This window comes from Neobacillus drentensis, from assembly GCF_036962125.1.
In the GTDB taxonomy this organism is placed as follows: Bacteria; Bacillota; Bacilli; order Bacillales; family Cytobacillaceae; genus Neobacillus; species Neobacillus drentensis_B.
This window is the reverse complement of the sequence record NZ_JBALOA010000014.1, coordinates 48,286-69,036: the sequence shown is the minus strand read 5'-3', so window position 1 is coordinate 69,036 and position 20,751 is coordinate 48,286. Positions and strand designations below refer to the sequence as shown.

The window sequence follows — 20,751 nt, the reverse complement described above, 5'->3', positions numbered from 1 at the left end:
GGCTCTCTTTCTTACCTAGATGGCTCGCTTTTCCTCTGGACGGTCATTAAGAGGCTCTCTTTCTTACCTAGATGGCTCGCTTTTCCTCTGGACGGTCATTAAGAGGCTATCTTTCTTACTTAGGTGGCTATCTCCATAAAAAGCCCCGAACCAATTAAGGTCCAGGGCTTCACAAATTGCTTATTTCTCATCCGATACACGTTGAATTTTGATGCTACTTAGTAATTGACGTACAACATAACTAGCCATGATCAAACCGGCAGCTGATGGAACGAAAGCATTTGATGCAGGCGGCATTTGCGCCTTGCGGATCGGTGCGTTCTCATTTCCAACTTCTTTCTTAATATCCTCACGAATCACAATCGGGCTTTCATCGGAAAACACAACCGGAATACCTTTGTGGATTCGTTCCTTACGGAGCTTTGTACGGATCACTTTGGCAATCGGATCCGTATGGGTCTTCGAAATATCCGCAATCTTAAATCGGGTAGGGTCCATTTTATTGGCTGCCCCCATACTTGAAATGATGGGAATATTCCTTTTTAAACATTCCTTCATTAAATGAATTTTATAAACAATGGTATCTGAAGCATCAACGACAAAGTCTAAATTGTGGCTAAAAATCTGCTCATAGGTCTCTTCTGTATAAAACATTTTTAAGGAAATAACTTCGCAGTCTGGATTAATATCTCTAATCCGCTCCTCCATAATCTCCACTTTCGGTCTTCCAACCGTGGATAACAAGGCAATCAACTGGCGGTTGATATTGGTAATATCTACATCGTCTTTATCTATTAAAATTAACCGGCCGACACCTGAACGGGCCAATGCTTCGGCTGCAAATGAGCCGACACCGCCGATTCCTAAAACAGCAACCGTACTATTTTTCATGATTTCAAGGCCCTCTTTACCGATGGCAAGTTCGTTACGTGAAAATTGATGCAGCATAAGGTTCACTCACTCCAATTATTAAATTCGTTATGTTTCTTTTACCCGATTAAAAATATATCATACACTCCATTAAAAACAAGTATCTTGATAGGATTAATAAAATTAAAAGCAAAATAAAACCTCCTGTAACGTTCAGGAGGTTGGTCATTTCGAAAATAGAAAAGAGTCCCAATTATGCCGTCACTTTTCATTCCTAGTTTTGATCCCGCTACTTTCGCAGGGGGGTGTCCTGTTCCCGAAATTGTAAGTCCCCTTCCCCGTATAAGAGTGAGGCATTTACGCAAGCAGAAAACCTGGACTCCCAATAAATAATGTTCGGTCAAAACTTAGGCAACGTAACGTACATTTCAGGACTCTTCTTTGTTGCCTTTATAATAGCATATTAAAAATCTCGTTTCAAGGAATCATGAAAGCGAATTCCTGCTATTTTTTAACATTTAGTGACAAATTTAATTCCTTCAGTTGTGCTTCAGAAACCTCGCCAGGAGCGTCGGTTAACAAGCAGCTTGCACTTGCTGTTTTCGGAAAGGCAATGGTATCCCTTAAATTTGTACTGCCGGCAAGCAGCATAACCAAACGGTCCAATCCTAGCGCAATTCCGCCATGTGGAGGTGTTCCATACTCAAACGCATTCATTAAGAATCCGAATTGCTCATTTGCCTGTTCTGGTGTAAACCCAAGTATGTTAAACATTTTCTCTTGGATCGGACGTTCAAAAATACGCAGTGAACCACCGCCAAGTTCATAGCCATTTAAGACAATATCATAAGCCTGGGCACGAACTTTAGAAGGAGCAGTATCTAAATATTCAAGGTCTTCCCTAAACGGCATCGTAAAAGGATGATGGGCTGCGTAATAACGGCCTTCCTCCTCATCGTACTCAAGGAGCGGCCAATCGGTCACCCATAAGAAATTGAATAAGCTTGGGTCGATTAAATCTAATTCTCTAGCTAACTTCTGGCGAAGTGCACCTAACGCATCAGCAACCACACTCTTCTTGTCAGCTACGAACAGCAGCAAATCTCCTGCGGATGCTTCAAGTGTGCTGGTAAGAGCTTTAGCGTCCTCTTCAGCGAAAAATTTTGCAATGGGCCCCTTTAACCCTTCAGCATCGACTTTAAGCCATGCAAGTCCCTTTGCACCGTAAACAGCAACGAATTCCGTTAGGGCATCAATGTCTTTACGTGAATAGTTGTCAGCAGCCCCTTTCACGTTAATCGCTTTAACTTGACCGCCATTTGCCACAGCTGAAGCAAATACTTTAAAACCTGAATCCTTGACGATTTCTGAAAGATCGACAAGTTCTAGACCAAAACGAGTGTCCGGCTTATCCGAACCATAGCGGCTCATCGCCTCATCATAAGTCATTCGCGGGAAGGCAGCCGGCAGGTCTACTCCCTTAACTTCTTTCATTAACTTGGTCATCATTTTTTCCATCATGCCCATAATATCTTCTTGGCTTAAAAAGCTTGTCTCGATATCGATTTGGGTAAATTCCGGCTGGCGGTCGGCACGTAAATCCTCATCGCGGAAGCAGCGAGCAATTTGATAATAGCGTTCAATACCGCCGACCATAAGCAATTGCTTAAAAATCTGTGGTGATTGCGGCAAAGCATAAAACTCTCCAGGGTGGACACGGCTAGGTACTAAATAATCACGCGCACCTTCAGGGGTACTTTTTGTTAGGATTGGTGTTTCAATATCTAAAAATCCTTCGCTGTCTAGAAAGTCTCTGATTTGCTTGGTCACTTGGTGACGCATCTTTAGTGTTTCAAAAATAACCGGACGACGGAAGTCAAGGTAACGGTACTTTAAGCGAACATCTTCAGACGCATCCGTTTTATCCGAAATCATGAATGGCGGGGTCTTCGCCTCATTAATAATAGTTACTTTCTCTGCCTGAACCTCAATGGTGCCCGTTTTTAGGTTTTCGTTGATCGTTGCCGCATCACGTGCAACAACAGTCCCAACAATATCCAAAACAAACTCATTGCGGATTTTTTCAGCAATTTGCAATGCTTCCTTTGATAAATCAGGATTAAAGACAACCTGAACAATTCCTGTCCGGTCGCGAAGATCAATAAAAATTAAACCGCCTAAGTCACGTCTTTTTTGAACCCAGCCTTTTAAGGTTACTTTTTCGCCAACAGCTGTTTCAGGAACTTCCCCACAAAAATATGATCTGCCAAACATCGTTATCCTCCCCTTATTCCTGCAACTCTTTGAATTGTTTAATAAAAGTTGCTAAATCAATTTCTACTTGCTCACCCGAAGACATATTTTTTACATTGATTTTATTATTCTTCAGTTCTTCATCGCCTAACACCGCCACAAACTTAGCTTTTAGACGATCAGCTGCTTTAAATTGTCCTTTAATTTTACGATCTAAATAATCTCTTTCTGCTGAAAAACCAGCTCTTCGCAACTCCTGTAAAAGGACGACAGTGTAATCCTTGGCTTCTTCACCTAATGCGGCTAGATAGCAATCAATGCTTTCGTTTATCTCTAACTCGATTCCTTCTGCATTAAGGGCCGCAATAAAGCGTTCAATACTTAGAGCAAAGCCGATACCCGGTGTTTCAGGACCACCAATTTCCTCGGCCAATCCATTATAGCGTCCCCCGCCGCAAAGCGTGGTAATCGCGCCAAATCCTTCGGAATCACTCATAATTTCAAATGCTGTATGGTTATAATAATCCAGTCCGCGGACTAAGTTTGCATCGACTTCGAAAGGAATATCCAACTGGGTTAAGTATTTTTGTAATTTTTCAAAATAGTTCTTAGAATAGTCATTTAAAAATTCCAGTATTGAAGGAGCTATTCTCATTAATTCATGCTCACGGTCGACCTTACAATCCAGAATCCGAAGCGGGTTTTTTTCGAGACGATTTTGACAGTCATGACAAAACTCGCCGATTCTTGGTTTGAAGTGATTGACGAGCGCTTCGCGGTGTGCATTTCGACTTTCCTTATCACCTAAGCTATTAATTATCAGCTTCAACTTTTTTAAGCCCATTTCTTTATATAAATTCATCGCAAGTGAAATGACTTCTGCATCAATCGCAGGGTCATTACTGCCCAATGCTTCTATTCCAAATTGGACAAACTGACGAAACCGGCCGGCTTGTGGACGTTCATATCGGAACATGGGTCCCATGTAATAAAGCTTTACTGGCTGATTCGGGAGTCCGAACATTTTCTTCTCCACATACGACCGAACAACCGCTGCAGTTCCTTCTGGTCGCAACGTAAGGCTTCGTTTTCCTCTGTCTTCAAAAGTGTACATTTCCTTTTGAACAATATCGGTGCTATCGCCAACACCTCTGGAAAAAAGATCTGTATGTTCGAAGATTGGAGTGCGAATCTCTTTATATTGGTACTTCTCACACAGTTCACGGGCTTTTGCTTCAATCAGTTGCCACTTTTCTACCTCACCTGGTAAAATGTCTTGCGTTCCCCTTGGAATGCTGATGGACATAGTGGAAAACCTCCTTATTTTTTCATTATGTAAGTAGACAGGACGCCTCCCCGTTTCCATTATAAAAACAAAAAACTCCCATCCCTTGTATAAATACAAGGGACGAGAGTTTGATTGTTCCCGCGGTGCCACCCTAGTTGAAGGCATAGAAAATCATGCACTTCCTCTTTAACAGTTAACGCCTGCTACGTTCTTCTCCTACTAAAGTTCATTCTTTTTCAGAGAGAAGCCTACGGAGTGTTCATTCATTAAGTTCCATGTAGAAATGCTTTCAGCCCTGGACATTTCTTCTCTTTTCATGAGTATGCTTAATTACTATGCTCCATCATTGGTATTTCACAATATGTCATTTTATTTTATTAATATTACGGAGCATCGCTGGTATTGTCAATAGCCATTTATGATCTTTCTAAATGTTTTTTTAACTTTCTGACATCACCAATCGTTATTCCGAATTCTGATGCGAGTTCAAACGAGGTTGCATGCTGTTCTTTTTGAATAAAATCATGAAAATCAACACCGAAAAGCCGTCCATCCATTGACTGGATGTTCATTCCTTTTTCACTAGCTCTCATTCCCAATCACCTCAGCCTTTACTTCAATACTGATATTATTTCCACCTTAAGCGAAAAACTTGCATAGACAATAAGTTTTTTTCTATTAAGATCGACAATATTAGTAATTTAGGAATGATTTTCACCTTTTTATACGCTAAAATAGAATAAAAAAAGGAGGTAGTTATGGTCAAAAAGAGTAGGTTATTGGTAGTATCTATTATTCTATTTTTTGGAGCCTTTACGCCTCAAGGGAGAAGTATCGCAGCAGTAAATTCAACATCAATTGGTATTGTCAATGGTGATACCTTAAACATACGACAGGAGCCTACAACATCGAGTCCTGTTATTGGGAAGTTAACAGGCGGGACAAGAGTAACGATTTACTCAAAACAAAACAATTGGTTGGAAGTAGATTTTTCAAATATAAGAGGATGGGTAAGGTCTGAGTTTATTGATAGTCAAGCACCGAATACTTCTCTAACGAAAGAGAGTAGTTTCACCGGAATGGTCACTGCAAACATCCTTAATGTCCGGTCTGCCGCCTCATTAAATTCAAGACCCCTCGGCTCGGTAACCAAAGGGCTTAGTTTTTTCATTTTGGAAGAAAAGAATAATTGGGTAAAAATAGAATACAAATCTGGTAGTTTTGGATGGGTTCCTCGATGGTTTCTTGAGATAAATGCCACCAAATCTCAAACTGGACAAGCCATTAAGGAAAGCTACATTACGATCCTACATAGAGGGACCAGTATTAGAAAAAAACCGGATGTGCAATCAGATGTCATAGAACGTGCGAACAGCGGCATCACATACTCCGTAATAAAAGTCATCAATGATTGGTATGAAATTGATTTAAAAAACGGAAAAACGGGTTATGTAGCTGGATGGCTAGTTTCCATTAACGGGAATAAACCACAGATTGTAAAGCCTGGGGCTGAGGAATATCTAAGAAATAAAACGATTGTACTCGATCCTGGCCACGGCGGCGGAGATAAAGGAGCTACAGGCTCGAGGGGAACCCAAGAAAAAGAATTAACACTCAGGACCTCACAACTTTTATTTGACAAATTAAAAGCGGCGGGCGCTGCTGTCTATTTAACAAGAAAAAGTGATTCTTACCTGCAACTAGCAACCCGGGTGAACATGGCACGAACCTATAACGCAGATGCCTTTATCAGCATCCATTACGATAGTAATTTAGACGCTAGCATCCGTGGGATGACTGGCTACTATTATTATGACTATCAAAAATCACTGGCAAATTCCCTTTTTGTATCAACCATAGGGCAAACCAGATTGAAGAGTCACGGGGTACGATTTGGAGATTTTCATGTCATCCGTGAAAATAGCCAAAAAGCGGCTTTAATGGAGCTTGGATATTTAAGCAATCCAGAAGAAGAGATGACTCTCAATTCGGATGGATTTCAAGAAAATGCAGCTGCTGGATTGTTTGATGGATTAGCAAGGTTTTTTAAAGATATTGAATAGAAGAAAAAAGGCTTAGCACTTAATTAAAGTGCCAAGCCTTTTATGTTTTACTGTCTACAATCAACGTCACTGGTCCGTCATTGATGAGCTGGACATCCATCATTGCACCAAAAATTCCAGTTTCAACACGAATTCCTTTTTCTCGGAGTAAACCATTAAATACCTCATATAGGTGAACAGCCTGATCTGGACGAGCTGCATCCATAAAGTTCGGCCTTCTTCCCTTTCGACAATCACCGTAGAGGGTAAATTGCGAAACAGAAAGAATTTCACCCCCAACATCCATCAGAGATAAATTCATCTTTTCATTCTCATCTTCAAAAATCCGAAGGTTGGCAATTTTATCGGCCAAATAGGCGGCATCGTCTTCTTGATCAGCATGAGTGACACCAACAAGTAAGACTAGCCCTTTTGTTATTTGACCGGTTACCTCTCCGGCAACGGTTACTCTTGCACTTTTACTTCGTTGAACAACTACTCGCATTTTTTTGAAACTCCTTAATTCATCAATCGACGTACGGAATAAATATCTGGAATCTGTTTAATTCGTTCAACTACCTTTTGCAAGTGGGCTACATTATGGATGGCAATTGACATACTAATTGTGGCCATCTTATTTCGATCGGTTTTACCAGAAACAGCAGAAATATTTGTTTTCGTTTCATTGACCGCTTGAAGTACTTCATTCAAAAGCCCGCGTCGGTCATATCCACTAATTTCAATATCAACATTATACTCTTTCCGGTCATTTAGAGAAGATTCCCATTCAACAGGAATTAATCTTGACTGAGCATCATTCGAATCAATATTCGTACAATCCGAACGGTGGACAGAAACCCCGCGGCCTTTGGTGATAAAGCCGACAATCTCATCGCCAGGCACTGGATTACAGCATCTGGATAGTCGAATCAGTAAATTATCGATACCAGAAACACGGACACCTGACTCACGTTTTTTTGTTGCAGGGAAGGTTTTGAGATCGGTAATGGCGTTCGTAATATTTGAGCTCTGTTCTTGATCTCGTTTTTTCCGCCATTTCTCAGTTAGACGGTTTGCCACCTGTAAGGCAGTTACACCATTATACCCAACCGCTGCATACATATCTTCCTCATTGGAGAAATTAAACTTTTCGGCAACCTTTTTCAAATTCTCGGTCGTTAATATTTCTTTAATATCGAATTCCATATTACGAATTTCTTTTTCAACCAGATCCTTACCTTTATCGACATTTTCATCACGGCGCTGCTTCTTAAAGAAAGCACGAATCTTGTTTTTCGCTTGCGAAGTTTGCGCGAGCTTCAACCAATCCTGACTTGGACCGTATGAATGTTTTGAGGTAAGGATTTCAATAATATCCCCTGTTTTTAGTCGATAGTCCAGAGTAACCATTTTGCCATTCACTTTTGCACCTATCGTCTTATTGCCAATTTCAGAGTGGATACGATACGCAAAATCAATAGGAACTGAACCAGATGGCAACTCAATCACATCGCCTTTAGGCGTAAAAACAAAGACCATATCGGAAAATAAGTCAATCTTCAATGATTCCATAAACTCTTCCGCATTTGCGGTATCATTTTGAAACTCAAGGATTTCTCTAAACCAAGTCAATTTTTGTTCGAAAGAAGTGCTTTCGTTAATAGCTTCTTTCCCCTCTTTATATGCCCAATGTGCCGCAACCCCGAACTCTGCAATTCGGTGCATTTCCTTTGTTCTAATCTGCACCTCCAGCGGGTCTCCCTTTGGGCCGATGACAGTGGTGTGCAACGATTGGTACATATTCGGCTTTGGCATCGCAATATAATCCTTAAAACGACCAGGCATGGGCTTCCAGCATGTGTGTATAATCCCTAAAACAGCATAGCAATCCTTAATACTGTTAACAACGATTCGGACGGCCAGCAAATCATAAATTTCACTGAATTGTTTATTTTGCAGTGCCATTTTTCGATAAATACTATAAATATGTTTCGGACGGCCAGAAAGCTCTGCTTTAATAGCCACTTCCCCCATACGATTCTTTACTTCATCAATGACATCCACTAAATATTGCTCACGTTCGGCCCGCTTCTTTTTCATTAAGTTAACAATTCGATAGTATTGCTGCGGATTTAAATACCTTAAAGCTGTATCTTCCAATTCCCACTTAATTTTAGAGATCCCAAGACGATGTGCCAAAGGTGCAAAAATTTCAAGTGTTTCATTTGAAATCCGCCGCTGCTTCTCTAAAGGAAGATGTTTAAGCGTCCGCATATTATGCAAACGGTCGGCAAGCTTAATAAGAATCACTCGGATATCCTGTGCCATAGCCACAAACATTTTTCTGTGGTTTTCTGCTTGCTGTTCCTCGTGAGATTTATATTTAATTTTCCCTAATTTTGTTACGCCGTCGACAAGCATCGCCACTTCGCCATTAAAAGCTGTTTCTATATCTTTTAAGGATACACTCGTATCTTCAACGACGTCGTGAAGAAAACCGGCAGCAACCGTGGCAGGATCCATCTCCAAGTCTGCTAAGATTCCCGCAACTTGGATGGGATGAATAATGTATGGCTCTCCCGATTTCCGATATTGTTCACGATGAGCATGTTTTGCGAATTCGTAGGCTTTTTCTACCAATTCAACATGTTCCTCATTTAAATAGTTCCTAGTCTTGTCGATGACTTGGTCGGCAGTCAACACTAAATCATTCGCCATGAAATCACCTTTATTTTCGTCTCATTTTATTTATATATAAATGTCATTATTTAAAAATTTGTTCCTTTAAATGAATGATTGTTACTATTATCGCAAAAATAGCCAAGATGTAAAGGGATTAAGACCTTTTTCCCAAACAATTCAGGAAAATTATATAAAGAGAGCACTCGCGCTTTCGAGTGCCCTCATCAATGGTTTAATAATGCATCAATGTTAAAACATCATAACCATCAAGTTTTTTTCTACCTTCTAAATAACTTAATTCCACTAAAAATGCAATCCCAGCAACGACTCCGCCTAGCTGTTCAACTAATTGAATGGTCGCATCAATTGTTCCGCCAGTAGCTAATAAATCGTCTGTAATCAAGACACGTTGGCCAGGCTGAATCGCATCTTTATGAATGGTTAAAACATCTTTCCCGTATTCAAGGCCATATCCCACCTTAATGGTTTCTCTTGGAAGTTTACCTTCTTTACGGACTGGAGCAAAACCAACCCCTAAGGCATAAGCAACAGGACAGCCAATGATGAATCCGCGCGCTTCCGGGCCAACAATTAAGTCAATTTGTCTTTCTTTGGCGTAAGCAACAATTTGATCGGTTGCATATTTATAAGCTTCACCATTATTCATTAATGGAGTAATATCTTTAAATTTAATTCCTTCTTTTGGCCAATCTGGTACGATTGTAATAAAATCCTTTAAGTCCATTCTGTAATTGCCTCCTCAAATTCAACCGACTCTTGAAATACTTTGTCGAACCAGCCTTTTAAATCTTGAAAGGACGAAAATAATAACTCCCTTTCAAGTTCATATTGTGCCTGTTTTAATTGATAGGTTCTAGAGTCAGTTAAGTCGCGCTTTGGCGCTCCGGTTTTCAAAGTAATAAATCCATTGTTTATTGTAACAAAATCCAAGTCAGAAAACACCTTTGACATAAAATTGATGGTTTCCTGTGACCAACCGCGATGCTTTGCCAAGTCATCCCCATTCCTTTTAAGATCAATTGGTCCTTTTTTTAAGAGAAAAGCATAAAACCATTTAAAATGATCACGGGTTGGAACGGTACTGAAGAAATCACTGGATTCTTTATAAAAATAGGCATAAATCCTAGCTGGCTTAGATCCTTTTAACAAGGCCTCTAGAATCTCCCGAGAGGACGGGAAATCAACCAAGACGATATTGTCCTGATAACATTTGAAGGCTCTCGCCTCATTCATATCATGAATAAGAATCGTTTCAGCCAAAAGGTTCGGGTTTATTTTTTCAAGATTTTCTTTATTAAAAACAATAAATTTCCGGTTTTCGGCAGGAACCGTATTTGAAAGACTAGTGATCCTCTTTTGTCCGCGATAGTCGAATAATTGCCATGATTCTACGGCGAGATCGTGGATAAAAATTTGCGGTTTACGTATATTGTTCCATTCATTAATAGATAATTCTCCAATTAATGAAATTTTTGAAGCGGGCGAGATATGATCGACCAAATGTCCTAACCCAAAGCCTATCCCATCAAGGTTAGTGCCCTTTTCGTTCACCATCATCTTTAAATGGTTTTGCTCACTACCTATCTTTCTAATACTTGTAATATCAACATGATTGATTAAAACCTTAGGCTTAGGATTGTCCATCCCAAAAGGAGCTAGGAGACTCATTTCATCTAATGAGTCGAGCGAAACATTTTGTAGTTGGATTTCCTCATCGAGAAAAGTTACCGGTATAAAATCCTCATCCGTTAATTGCTCATCTGCAAGTTTATTTAATCGGGAACGAAGTTCAGCAACGTCCTCAAGTTTTAAGGTCATTCCTGCTGCCATGGGATGGCCGCCAAAGTGCGGCAAAATTTCACGGCAGGTGGATAAATTCTTAAAGAGGTCAAAGCCAATAATACTGCGAGCTGAGCCTTTGGCCACTCCCTTTTCAGGGTCAAAATTTAAAACGATAACCGGACGGTAGTACTTTTCAACCAGCCTCGAGGCAACAATTCCGATAACCCCCGCATTCCAACCTTCTCTACCAATGACAAGAACTTTATTTGTCTCAATTGGAAAGTTCTTTTCCACCTCTTCGATCGCCTCAGTCGTTATCGCATTGACAATCGACTGTCTTGACTTATTAAGGGCATCCATTTCCGCCGCTAAGTTCTCAGCCTCAATAGGGTCATCAGTTAAAATTAACTGAACAGCTAGGTCAGCATCTTCTAAACGCCCAACAGCGTTTATTCTCGGCGCGAGTGTAAAACCAATCGTTTCTTCATTTATTGACAGGGGATCAACCCCTGCTAGTTTCAATATGGCTTTAAGACCCATATTATTAGTAGTTTTTAGTTTTTCAAGTCCTTTTTTGGCAATCAGTCGATTCTCATCCTTTAAAGAAACTAAATCTGCAATCGTGCCAATCACAGCTATTTCTAACAAATGCTCTGGAACTTCTCCATAGAGTGCTTGTGCTAGTTTAAAGGCTACTCCCACTCCTGCTAGTTCACGAAACGGATAAATGCTATCAGGAAGCTTAGGATGAATGATCGCAAGTGCCGTTGGTAAAACCGGTCCCGGCTCGTGGTGGTCGGTTATGATTAAATCGATTCCAAGCTCTTCGGCGATAGCTGCTTCATGTACAGCTGATATTCCAGTATCCACAGTAATAATTAACTTTATTCCTTTTTCTGCTGCAAGCCGGAAAGCATTCTCATTCGGACCATATCCTTCTGTGAAGCGATTCGGGATATAAAATTGAACATTCGCACCAAGTTCACGAAGTGTAATCATCAATACAGAGGTACTACTAACACCATCAGCGTCATAGTCTCCGAAAATGAGAATCGGCTCATTTTTTTCAATGGCTTCATGAATTCTATTCACTGCAAGATCCATACCTTTTAATAGAAAGGGGTCATGAAACTCTTCCTTCCCAAATAAAAAATACCGTGCAGATTCAACGGTATTAAAGCCACGGTTGACAAGCAGTGAGGCGACAAGAGGCGTAATTTTTAATTCAGTTGCTAGGTTTTTTATCAGTTGATCATCGGATTTTCGAACAATCCATCTTGTTTTCGAACTTAACATGTGCATGTTCACCCCTCAGACCTTCTTATTATACAGGAGTGTGGGAAAGGATTCAATCAAAAGAAAAACCGCAGGAATTCTGCGGTTCTTCATAAAATTATACTTGTGGCTGATCAGAGTATTTTCTTTTTTCTTTTACGGTTTTAATAACGCCTTTCTTCTTCAGCTCTTTACATTTCATCACATACCATAAAGAGCCTGCGACAAAGACAGAAGAATAAACACCGATAACCAATCCTACAAATAAGGCGATGGAGAAATTGAGAATTGATGGGCTTCCAAAAATCATTAAGCACAATACCGTAATTAAGACGGTTAAAACAGTGTTAAATGACCTTGTTAACGTTTGACGAATACTTACATTGACTACATCAGCAATATCTTGTACTGTTTTAAGCCGTTTTTTCTTTTGCATATTCTCACGAATTCTATCAAAAGTAACAATCGTATCATGGTTTGAATAACCAATAATCGTCAGAATTGCTGCAATAAAGGTTAAATCTACTTCAAGTCTTGTAATACTAAAAATAGCAATCATAAAAAAGGCATCATGAAGGATGGCAGCAACCGCTGCGATAGCCATGTATGCTTCAAATCGCACGGAAACGTAGAGAATAATTCCGATAGATGCAAACAAAACAGCAAAAAAGGCATTTTTCGCTAGTTCTTTTCCAACAGTCGGAGAAACTGTGCTGACATTCGGCTCATAGCCAAATTGCTTATTAAAATCTGCTTTCAAAGCGGATATTTCATTTTTTGACAGTACTCCAATCATTCGTACTGCCCCAATTTGCTTTTTCTCTCCAGAAATCACGATATCATCTGGTGTTAAATTAAGTTTAGTAAAAGCCTTTTCAACTTGGGTTGTAGTTAAAGGTGTGTTCGATTGTACCTCTACTCGAGTACCACTTGAAAAATCAATTCCTAAATTCATTTTGAAAATCGAGATAGCAATAATTCCAGCTACAATCAGGATTCCTGAAAGGATAAAAACTTTATTTTTAATCTTCACAAAATCTATTTTATCAAATCGAGTTGGAAGATCGATGGTATCTACATTATCGTTAATGGAATTAATTTGGGATTTGCGTACAGCAAACCATCCTGGTTTGTTATTTAATAAACCACTGTGGACCCAAAGTCCTAGTAAGAATCTTGCACCATATACATTCGTGAGAAAGCTCATAAGAACACTCACGATTAACATCGTCGCAAATCCTTTGACAGAGCTTGTTCCGTAAAAGAATAGTACACCTGCTGTTAAGATGGTCGTTAAGTTTGCGTCAAGAATGGCTGTAAATGCATGCTGCTCACCAGCTAGGAATGCTGATTTAATGCTTCTGCCCACTTTCAGTTCTTCTCTAATCCGTTCATAAGTAATAATATTGGCGTCGACCGCCATCCCGATCCCGAGAATAATCGCGGCAATTCCCGGCAAGGTCAGAACCCCATTCATCCAATCGAAAATTAATAAAACGAGATAAGTAAAAATAGTTAATGTAACGGTCGCAATAAGGCCTGGAAAACGATAGTAGAAAATCATAAACAGATAGATAATGATTACACCGATGATTCCTGCGAAAACCGTATCATGTAACGCCTGTTCCCCAAACTTCGCTCCAACAGAAGTGGAATAAACCTCATCGAGTTTAACAGGTAACGACCCAGCATTTAAAAGTGATGACAAAGTTTGGGCTTCTTTAGCTGTGAAACTACCCACTATCGAAACCGTATTTTGATTAAAAATTTGCTTTACAGTTGGTGCAGATAAATATTTTGGATTGGCCTTTGTAACCTCTTTTTTGAAGGAGTCTTTTCCTTCTTCAAAATCTAACCAAATAACAAGAACATTATTTGGTGCCATATTCATAATTTGTTCAGAAACCTTACGAAACTTATCCGCACTCTTTAAAGTAAGAGAGACGCTAGGAGCTCCAGTTTCATCAAATGTCTGCTTGGCACCGCCTTGTTTTAAGTCAGAGCCATCCATCATCAATTTGTCATTAGCATCCCGGAAGGTAAGATTTGCCTGAGTAGATAAGATTTCACGGGCTTTATTCTGGTCAGTCACCCCAGCAAGCTGAACGCGAACACGGTTCTTTCCTTCGATTTGAATATTCGGTTCACTTACACCAAGGACATTAATACGCTTATCCAGTGCCTCAGCGGTACTTGCCATAACCTCTTTATCAATTTTTTGACCCTTTTTAGCTGGCTTAACATCGTACAAGACCTCAAACCCGCCTTGAAGGTCCAGTCCCAGCTTCATATTGTTTAAAATGTTCTTCGTGGTTGCTCCCATTGTGCCCCCAATTATTAGGACTACAAGTAAGAAAGCAACTATTCTACTGCGCTTTACCATTATGTATTGTTCCTCCTTAGTGCATGTGCATGGCACTGTTCCGTATAATCCTTATACAAAAATAACAAAAAAGTCGCTTCTTTCATTATGAAAGAAGTTGGAATGGCTGTCAATTTACAATAATATGAAAATATACTGCATTCCTACTTTAAAAGCTCTTTCAATTCATCTTCATTTTCCATGGAGAACTCAGAAGCTTTGTACGCTTCGATTGTCGCAAAATTAATATAATCACTCGCTTTAACAGACAGAATTTCTTGGATCATTTCGTAAAGTTTCATTTCCTCTTTTACCTTTTTCCATCTTTTCTTAATTAAATAATCCCAAATTCCCTGCTCGGTAACAGAATCAAGCCCTAGCAGTTGAAACTCGTTGAGTTTACTTTCTATGGCCGGGTGTACCTGGGTCCGAAAATGTTCAAATCTGTGACTATCATCCATTCTGACTGCCTCCTTGGAAAAACTCCCAATAAATTGAACCTTGCAAAAAGCTGTTACAACTTGTCATGCTTTGTCCACCCTCATGCATATAGTTAATTGTATATGAATTCTTCTTATTTGAGAAGGTGGGAATCAGTATGTCGAAGTTTTTAAAAGGGACCTTTATCCTATTAATTGCAGGCCTGGTCACAAGAGTCCTTGGTTTCATTAATCGGATTGTCATAGCAAGAAGTATCGGGGAAGAAGGCGTAGGCTTATACATGATGGCGTTCCCTACATTCATCTTAGTAGTAACGCTGACTCAAATGGGGCTCCCTGTTGCTATTTCAAAAAATGTGGCAGAGGCAGAAGCAAAAGGGAATTATGCTGAGATTAAAAAAATTCTTGTCGTCGCTCTGGCAATCACGATTTCATTATCGCTTATTTTTACCCCAGCGCTTATTTTGCTTGCACCAATTTTATCAAAAACCTTATTTACTGACCCACGGACCTTTTATCCATTAATTGCAATAGCTCCCGTTGTACCAGTCATTGCCGTTTCCTCTGTCCTAAGAGGATATTTTCAAGGAAGGCAACAGATGCGTCCTTCTGCTATCTCACAAATATTGGAGCAGTTTGTGCGCATTACTTTAATTGCTGTTATGACAAAAGCATTCTTGCCATATGGGATTGAATATGCGGCAGCAGCTGCTATGGTGGCTTCAGTCATAGGAGAGTTAGTATCATTAATCTATTTAATGACTACCTTCAAATTAAAAAAACGTTTTAGGCTTAGGAAAAATTTCTTCCAATTTGTTCATCAAGGCAAACAAACATTCAAGGATCTTATGGATATCGCCTTGCCGACCATGGGGAGCAGGATGATTGGTTCAGTTGCCTGGTTCTTTGAACCGATTGTCGTGGTCCATAGCTTGGCACTAGCAGGTGTTATGACTGTTGAAGCCACAAAACAATATGGGGCTTTAACCGGATTTGCAATGCCACTACTGATGTTACCGTCATTCATCACTTTTTCTTTAGCCACTTCACTCGTCCCTGCAATTAGCGAAGCCAATACCCAAAACAACAAAAGATTGATTGAATACCGCTTACAACAGGCTTTAAGGTTTGCCTTCTTATCGGGAGGACTAGCCGTCGTCGTTCTCTATGTGTTGGCCGACCCGTTAATGGAACTTATGTACGGCTCAGCCAAAGGATCATATTTTATCCGCCTAATGGCTCCTTTCTTTATCTTCTTTTATTATCAGGGTCCATTGCAAGCAGTGCTGCAAGCCCTAAACCTTGCACGCGCAGCAATGATCAATAGTCTCATTGGGGCAATCGTTAAAACAGCCGTTATCTTTTTACTGGCTTCGCAAGCCTCATTTGGCATTAATGGGGTCGCTTTAGGAATTATCGTCGGCTTTGTATTGGTCACGGTTCTTCATTTTGCAACCGTATTAAAAAAGATATCCTTTTCGTTTTATGTTCGTGACTATCTTAAAGGATTATTAGTAATGGCAGGGTCAGGCTGGCTTGGCTATTGGATATTTACAAATACTTTCCTAGAAAATCCGTTAACGCTACGAGTGTTAATTTCCTTAGTAACCATGGGAAGTTCCTATATTGTTTTGGTTTTAATGTTCGGTTTGATTAAAAAGGATGAGTTAAAACGGATTCCATGGATTGGAAACTTTATTGCTTAAGCGGACTGCCCAATCCATTTGAAAAGACACGCATTTATAGCGTGTCTTTACTCATTCATCTTGTAAGTCGATAAAGAATTTCCCATTTTCAAAACTGCAAAAAGATATTTTTTTAATATCCCGATAGCCCTTTTTTTTCAGCTCTTGCCGAAGCCAGAGATTGGTTTTATTGATTCTTTTCAGATTCTCTTCCTCAATATTCCCATCTAATATTAAAGGAACGGTAATGTCTCCTGGATGCGATTCATCACCTTCAGACTTTATTTTTTGAATAACTGATAAACTGCCCGAGGATTCTAGGATCGCAAACTCCACGTCTGCAATGCTACGAATGTTCTTTTCACGAAGTTGGGTCATTAAATCATCAAAATTATAGCGCTGTTTCCGCATCGCTGACTCATCAATTTTCCCTTTATTAATAATAATGCTGGGCTGCCCATCGACAAGGTTTCGAAACTTTTTACTTTTTAAGGAAATAATAGCTAAAATTATTTGAATAAGCATTAATAACACCATTGGTATTACTGCATGCAGTAAATGAGAGTGTGGTTGATCAATCGCAACGACCGCCATCTCACCAATCATTATAAATACTACTAAATCGAGTACACTTAATTCCCCAATTTCCCTTTTTCCCATTACTCGAAATATAACAAGGATTAATGCATATAAAAATATCGTTCGAAACACAATCGTTAGATAATCTTGCACATCCGTCGCCCCTTTTTGTACGCTCAACGATATTGTTTACTTTTTTTCTCAAAAAATAAGCGGAAGTAACTTCCATACATATATTTATCGTTGAAAAGGAATGAAATTTTAATTCTACTTTTCCCGTTTCACGAATACGCTTGTACTAGGTAAGAAACTTATTTAGGGGCTGGCGGTGGAGAGTTTCATAAATAATAATGCCAACCTGAAGGGCTATTGAAGGGGGAGAGTTAAAATCGAATCGAAAAGTTTTGGTACTTCTATTCTGTACGGATTAATCTTTATTCTTGTTTTTGCTGTGATTAGTAGTATTATCTTTGCGTTTATACTTAGGTTTACATCAGCTCGTGAAGTATCACTTCAATATGTTATTACGGCATTATCGTTCATCGGGTTATTCGGAGGCGGTTTCCTGTCAGGGGGAAAAAGAAAAGAGAAGGGCTGGCTTATTGGGGGATTAACGGGATTAATCTACTCGCTTGTCGTCTTTTTGTTCCAATACTTAGGGTATGACCGTTTATTTAACGCCGAACAAGTCATTTACCATACTTGCTACACATTAATTGCGATGATGGGTGGTATTTTAGGAGTCAACATCTCTACCAACAATTCACGTAGATCTGTATAGCTAGACAAAATAACTGAAGCCCCTAGGCGCTAGCTAGACAATAAATAATGAAAGGAAGCCAAAATTCTTGGCTTCCTTTTTGTTGGTGATTATTTTGTTAGATTGACGCTGCCTTCACTTGCATCAGCAGTAACTTCACGAATTGCATTACGGTCAAATGTAAGACGGCTACCGTCACCACATTTAATTACGGCTTTATTTTCATCAATTGAATCTATAAAACCATGTAATCCACCAATCGTGACAATTTTATCACCCTTTTTTAATTCGTTTTGCATTGTGGCAACAGCTTTTTGACGCTTTTGCTGCGGGCGAATTAATAAGAAATAAAATAACACAAACATTAATATTAATGGGATAATTGTACCAATTCCTCCAGACATTTGTTTCCCTCCTTTCAAAAATTATCTATTAGAAATTTTTCGCATTCGGTTTATTAAAACCATATTGCTCAAAAAATTCTTCTCTAAAATCACCAAGCCGGTCTTCCATAATGGCTTGTCTGACTTTCTCCATTAATCTTAACAGAAAATAGAGGTTATGGTAAGACGTTAAGCGAATTCCAAACGTTTCATCACATTTAATTAAGTGACGAATGTAGGCGCGGCTATAATTTCGGCAAGTATAGCAATCGCAATTCTCATCTAGCGGGCCAAAATCTCTTGTAAATTGTGCATTTTTCACAACAAGGCGGCCGGTGCTGGTCATTAATGTACCATTTCTCGCAATTCGAGTTGGCAGCACACAATCGAACATATCGATTCCGCGAATCGAGCCATCAATTAATGAATCCGGTGAACCTACTCCCATTAAGTATCTAGGTTTATTAGTAGGTAAAAGCGGTGTTGTGTATTCAAGCATCCGATTCATGATGTCCTTTGGTTCCCCAACTGACAAACCTCCAACAGCATAGCCAGGGAAGTCTAAGGATACAAGATCTTTAGCACTTTGCTTACGTAGTTCCTCATATTCTCCACCTTGGACAATCCCAAATAATCCTTGATCATTTGGTCGGCTATGGGCATTTAAACAACGCTCTGCCCATCTTGATGTCCTCTCAACTGACTTTTGCATATACTCGAATGTCGCGGGATATGGTGGACACTCATCAAAAGCCATCATTATATCTGAACCAAGGGCATTTTGTATTTCCATCGCCTTCTCTGGTGATAAAAATAATTTTTCACCACTCATATGGTTACGGAAATGGACTCCTTCTTCCTCAATTTTACGGAATTCACTTAAACTAAATACCTGAAAACCACCTGAATCAGTGAGGATGGCCCGGTCCCAGTTCATAAATTTATGTAATCCGCCAGCTTCCCTGATAATTTCATGCCCAGGTCTAAGCCATAAATGATAAGTATTGCTTAAAATAATGCCGGCACCCATTTCCTTTAAGTCTTCTGGTGCCATTGTTTTTACGGTGGCGAGCGTTCCCACCGGCATAAATGCCGGGGTATCAAACGAACCGTGCGGGGTATGTACTTTCCCTAACCGTGCCCCCGTTTGTTTACATGTCTTAATTAATTCATAACGAATCGCAGTCAATATTGTTTCTCCTTCCTAATGCTACCTTAGATGATCAGCATCGCGTCACCAAAACTAAAGAACCGGTACCGCTCATTCACCGCCGTTTGATAGGCGTGTAATACATTTTCTCGGCCAGCTAATGCACTGATGAGCATAATCAAGGTTGATTTTGGTAAATGAAAGTTGGTAATCATCCCATCAATTGCTTTAAATTTATAGCCTGGATAAATAAAGATACTTGTCCAGCCGCTTCCTTCGATAAAGTGCCCATCATTTGCGGAGGCAATGGTTTCAAGCGTCCGGGTTGAAGTAGTCCCAACTGAAATAATCCTTCCCCCATTACTCCGAACCTCATTAAGCAGCCGTGCTGTTCCCTCTGTCATCATATAAAATTCAGAGTGCATATCGTGCTCTAACACATCATCTACACTGACAGGACGAAAAGTTCCAAGTCCTACGTGAAGCGTAATAAAGGCAATATGAACGCCCTTTTCTTTAATTTCAGTTAACAAGCTGTCCGTAAAATGAAGACCTGCTGTTGGAGCGGCCGCCGAACCAGGTTCGCGCGCATATACCGTTTGGTATCTGTCACGGTCCTCAAGCTGCTCTTTTATATATGGCGGCAGCGGCATTTCGCCTAATTGGTCAAGTACCTCATAAAAAATTCCCTTATATTTGAAATCTAACACTCGCCCGCCATGGTCAGAGGTTCCTGTACAAACGGCAGTAAGCAGGCCATCACCAAAGTTGATTTCGGTTCCTTCCTTTACCCTTTTTGCTGGTTTAATCAATGTCTCCCATTGATCACCCTCAAGCTGTTTCAAAAGTAAGACTTCAATTTTGGCACCGGTATCTGTTTTAACACCAAAAAGACGTGCAGGCAGTACCTTGGTATCGTTTAAGACAAGGCAATCCCCTTCACGCAAATAGTCAATCACATTTTTAAAAACTTCATGCTTTATTTCGCCTGATTGCTTATTTAGAACCATTAATCTGCTGTCCGTACGGTTGTGCAACGGAACCTGCGCAATTAGTTCCTCAGGCAAATGAAAATCAAATAAATCTACTTTCATATTATGACACCCTAATCTATTTTTTAATAAGAAATAAGAAAAGCGCAAGCAGCCTGTTCAGCGGCGTATGGCCTGGAGCACTCCA

Annotated in this window: 17 protein-coding genes, 1 other RNA gene and 1 other annotated feature; of the genes, 3 read left to right on the top strand and 15 right to left on the bottom strand. The window is 39.8% G+C overall.

Annotation, left to right across the window (positions count from 1 at the left end; all coding sequences use genetic code 11):
- Positions 1 to 180 precede the first annotated feature (180 nt).
- The 5 genes from V7121_RS11980 to V7121_RS11960 all read right to left on the bottom strand — a co-directional run bounded on the left by V7121_RS11980 (position 181) and on the right by V7121_RS11960 (position 5,004).
- Positions 181 to 948: a tRNA threonylcarbamoyladenosine dehydratase gene (locus V7121_RS11980; protein ID WP_335496630.1), complete on the bottom strand. Its 768-nt coding sequence runs from the start codon at positions 946 to 948 to the stop codon at positions 181 to 183.
- Positions 949 to 1,112: 164 nt separating this feature from the next.
- Positions 1,113 to 1,308: non-coding RNA, 6S RNA (gene ssrS, locus V7121_RS11975), on the bottom strand.
- 66 nt (positions 1,309 to 1,374) lie between these two features.
- Positions 1,375 to 3,144 (bottom strand): aspartate--tRNA ligase, encoded by a 1,770-nt coding sequence (gene aspS / locus V7121_RS11970; protein WP_335496632.1) that lies wholly within the window; start codon positions 3,142 to 3,144, stop codon positions 1,375 to 1,377.
- Between the two features lie 13 nt (positions 3,145 to 3,157).
- Positions 3,158 to 4,429, bottom strand: coding sequence for a histidine--tRNA ligase (gene hisS, locus V7121_RS11965; RefSeq protein ID WP_335546673.1), 1,272 nt, complete (start codon positions 4,427 to 4,429; stop codon positions 3,158 to 3,160).
- 95 nt (positions 4,430 to 4,524) lie between these two features.
- Positions 4,525 to 4,767, bottom strand: a binding site (T-box leader).
- Between the two features lie 60 nt (positions 4,768 to 4,827).
- Positions 4,828 to 5,004 (bottom strand): hypothetical protein, encoded by a 177-nt coding sequence (locus tag V7121_RS11960; RefSeq protein ID WP_283875240.1) that lies wholly within the window; start codon positions 5,002 to 5,004, stop codon positions 4,828 to 4,830.
- 165 nt (positions 5,005 to 5,169) lie between these two features.
- Between V7121_RS11960 and V7121_RS11955 the strand changes: the two genes are divergently transcribed.
- Entirely contained in the window at positions 5,170 to 6,474 is a 1,305-nt protein-coding gene (locus tag V7121_RS11955; RefSeq protein WP_335546670.1) for an N-acetylmuramoyl-L-alanine amidase, read from the top strand.
- 40 nt (positions 6,475 to 6,514) lie between these two features.
- Here V7121_RS11955 and dtd read toward each other — a convergent pair whose 3' ends face one another.
- From dtd to V7121_RS11925, 6 genes are all read right to left on the bottom strand, one after another.
- Complete coding sequence (gene dtd / locus V7121_RS11950; RefSeq protein ID WP_335496639.1) at positions 6,515 to 6,958, bottom strand: D-aminoacyl-tRNA deacylase; 444 nt, start codon at positions 6,956 to 6,958, stop codon at positions 6,515 to 6,517.
- A gap of 14 nt (positions 6,959 to 6,972) precedes the next feature.
- Entirely contained in the window at positions 6,973 to 9,171 is a 2,199-nt protein-coding gene (locus tag V7121_RS11945) for a RelA/SpoT family protein (protein ID WP_335496641.1), read from the bottom strand.
- A 196-nt stretch (positions 9,172 to 9,367) separates the two neighbouring features.
- Positions 9,368 to 9,880: an adenine phosphoribosyltransferase gene (locus V7121_RS11940; RefSeq protein WP_335496643.1), complete on the bottom strand. Its 513-nt coding sequence runs from the start codon at positions 9,878 to 9,880 to the stop codon at positions 9,368 to 9,370.
- Positions 9,871 to 12,234 (bottom strand): single-stranded-DNA-specific exonuclease RecJ, encoded by a 2,364-nt coding sequence (recJ, locus tag V7121_RS11935; RefSeq protein WP_335546669.1) that lies wholly within the window; start codon positions 12,232 to 12,234, stop codon positions 9,871 to 9,873. Before recJ ends, V7121_RS11940 begins: the two co-directional genes overlap by 10 nt.
- 97 nt (positions 12,235 to 12,331) lie before the next feature.
- The gene (secDF, locus tag V7121_RS11930) at positions 12,332 to 14,596 is read right to left on the bottom strand and encodes a protein translocase subunit SecDF (RefSeq protein WP_335496648.1); all 2,265 of its coding nucleotides are present in this window, start codon (positions 14,594 to 14,596) and stop codon (positions 12,332 to 12,334) included.
- Between the two features lie 143 nt (positions 14,597 to 14,739).
- Complete coding sequence (locus tag V7121_RS11925; RefSeq protein ID WP_335496651.1) at positions 14,740 to 15,036, bottom strand: post-transcriptional regulator; 297 nt, start codon at positions 15,034 to 15,036, stop codon at positions 14,740 to 14,742.
- A 137-nt stretch (positions 15,037 to 15,173) separates the two neighbouring features.
- On the opposite strand from V7121_RS11925, the gene spoVB reads away from it, so the two are divergent.
- Complete coding sequence (spoVB, locus tag V7121_RS11920; RefSeq protein WP_335496654.1) at positions 15,174 to 16,721, top strand: stage V sporulation protein B; 1,548 nt, start codon at positions 15,174 to 15,176, stop codon at positions 16,719 to 16,721.
- A gap of 51 nt (positions 16,722 to 16,772) precedes the next feature.
- Here spoVB and V7121_RS11915 read toward each other — a convergent pair whose 3' ends face one another.
- Positions 16,773 to 17,432 carry a DUF421 domain-containing protein gene (locus V7121_RS11915; RefSeq protein WP_335496770.1) on the bottom strand — a complete coding sequence of 220 codons (660 nt, stop codon included), beginning with the start codon at positions 17,430 to 17,432 and terminating at the stop codon, positions 16,773 to 16,775.
- A 235-nt stretch (positions 17,433 to 17,667) separates the two neighbouring features.
- Between V7121_RS11915 and V7121_RS11910 the strand changes: the two genes are divergently transcribed.
- Entirely contained in the window at positions 17,668 to 18,060 is a 393-nt protein-coding gene (locus tag V7121_RS11910; protein ID WP_335546897.1) for a TIGR04086 family membrane protein, read from the top strand.
- Between the two features lie 89 nt (positions 18,061 to 18,149).
- Here V7121_RS11910 and yajC read toward each other — a convergent pair whose 3' ends face one another.
- From yajC to queA, 3 genes are read right to left on the bottom strand one after another with little or no spacing between them, the layout of a single operon-like run.
- Positions 18,150 to 18,443: a preprotein translocase subunit YajC gene (gene yajC / locus V7121_RS11905; RefSeq protein WP_335496656.1), complete on the bottom strand. Its 294-nt coding sequence runs from the start codon at positions 18,441 to 18,443 to the stop codon at positions 18,150 to 18,152.
- A 28-nt stretch (positions 18,444 to 18,471) separates the two neighbouring features.
- Entirely contained in the window at positions 18,472 to 19,611 is a 1,140-nt protein-coding gene (tgt, locus tag V7121_RS11900) for a tRNA guanosine(34) transglycosylase Tgt (RefSeq protein ID WP_335496657.1), read from the bottom strand.
- A 26-nt stretch (positions 19,612 to 19,637) separates the two neighbouring features.
- A complete protein-coding gene (queA, locus tag V7121_RS11895; protein WP_335546667.1) occupies positions 19,638 to 20,666 on the bottom strand; it encodes a tRNA preQ1(34) S-adenosylmethionine ribosyltransferase-isomerase QueA in 1,029 nt (342 codons plus the stop codon).
- Between the last annotated feature and the right edge of the window lie 85 nt (positions 20,667 to 20,751).

Excerpts from the sequence above, each read along its gene's own strand:
- hisS (WP_335546673.1), bottom strand. The coding sequence starts at position 4,429 with ATGTCCATCAGCATTCCAAGGGGAACGCAAGACATTTTACCAGGTGAG.
- recJ (WP_335546669.1), bottom strand. The coding sequence starts at position 12,234 with ATGTTAAGTTCGAAAACAAGATGGATTGTTCGAAAATCCGATGATCAA.
- spoVB (WP_335496654.1), top strand. The coding sequence starts at position 15,174 with ATGTCGAAGTTTTTAAAAGGGACCTTTATCCTATTAATTGCAGGCCTG.
- V7121_RS11940 (WP_335496643.1), bottom strand. The coding sequence starts at position 9,880 with ATGGACTTAAAGGATTTTATTACAATCGTACCAGATTGGCCAAAAGAA.
- V7121_RS11925 (WP_335496651.1), bottom strand. The coding sequence starts at position 15,036 with ATGGATGATAGTCACAGATTTGAACATTTTCGGACCCAGGTACACCCG.
- V7121_RS11955 (WP_335546670.1), top strand. The coding sequence starts at position 5,170 with ATGGTCAAAAAGAGTAGGTTATTGGTAGTATCTATTATTCTATTTTTT.
- aspS (WP_335496632.1), bottom strand. The coding sequence starts at position 3,144 with ATGTTTGGCAGATCATATTTTTGTGGGGAAGTTCCTGAAACAGCTGTT.
- yajC (WP_335496656.1), bottom strand. The coding sequence starts at position 18,443 with ATGTCTGGAGGAATTGGTACAATTATCCCATTAATATTAATGTTTGTG.
- V7121_RS11980 (WP_335496630.1), bottom strand. The coding sequence starts at position 948 with ATGCTGCATCAATTTTCACGTAACGAACTTGCCATCGGTAAAGAGGGC.
- V7121_RS11945 (WP_335496641.1), bottom strand. The coding sequence starts at position 9,171 with ATGGCGAATGATTTAGTGTTGACTGCCGACCAAGTCATCGACAAGACT.
- secDF (WP_335496648.1), bottom strand. The coding sequence starts at position 14,596 with ATGGTAAAGCGCAGTAGAATAGTTGCTTTCTTACTTGTAGTCCTAATA.
- dtd (WP_335496639.1), bottom strand. The coding sequence starts at position 6,958 with ATGCGAGTAGTTGTTCAACGAAGTAAAAGTGCAAGAGTAACCGTTGCC.
- V7121_RS11960 (WP_283875240.1), bottom strand. The coding sequence starts at position 5,004 with ATGAGAGCTAGTGAAAAAGGAATGAACATCCAGTCAATGGATGGACGG.
- queA (WP_335546667.1), bottom strand. The coding sequence starts at position 20,666 with ATGAAAGTAGATTTATTTGATTTTCATTTGCCTGAGGAACTAATTGCG.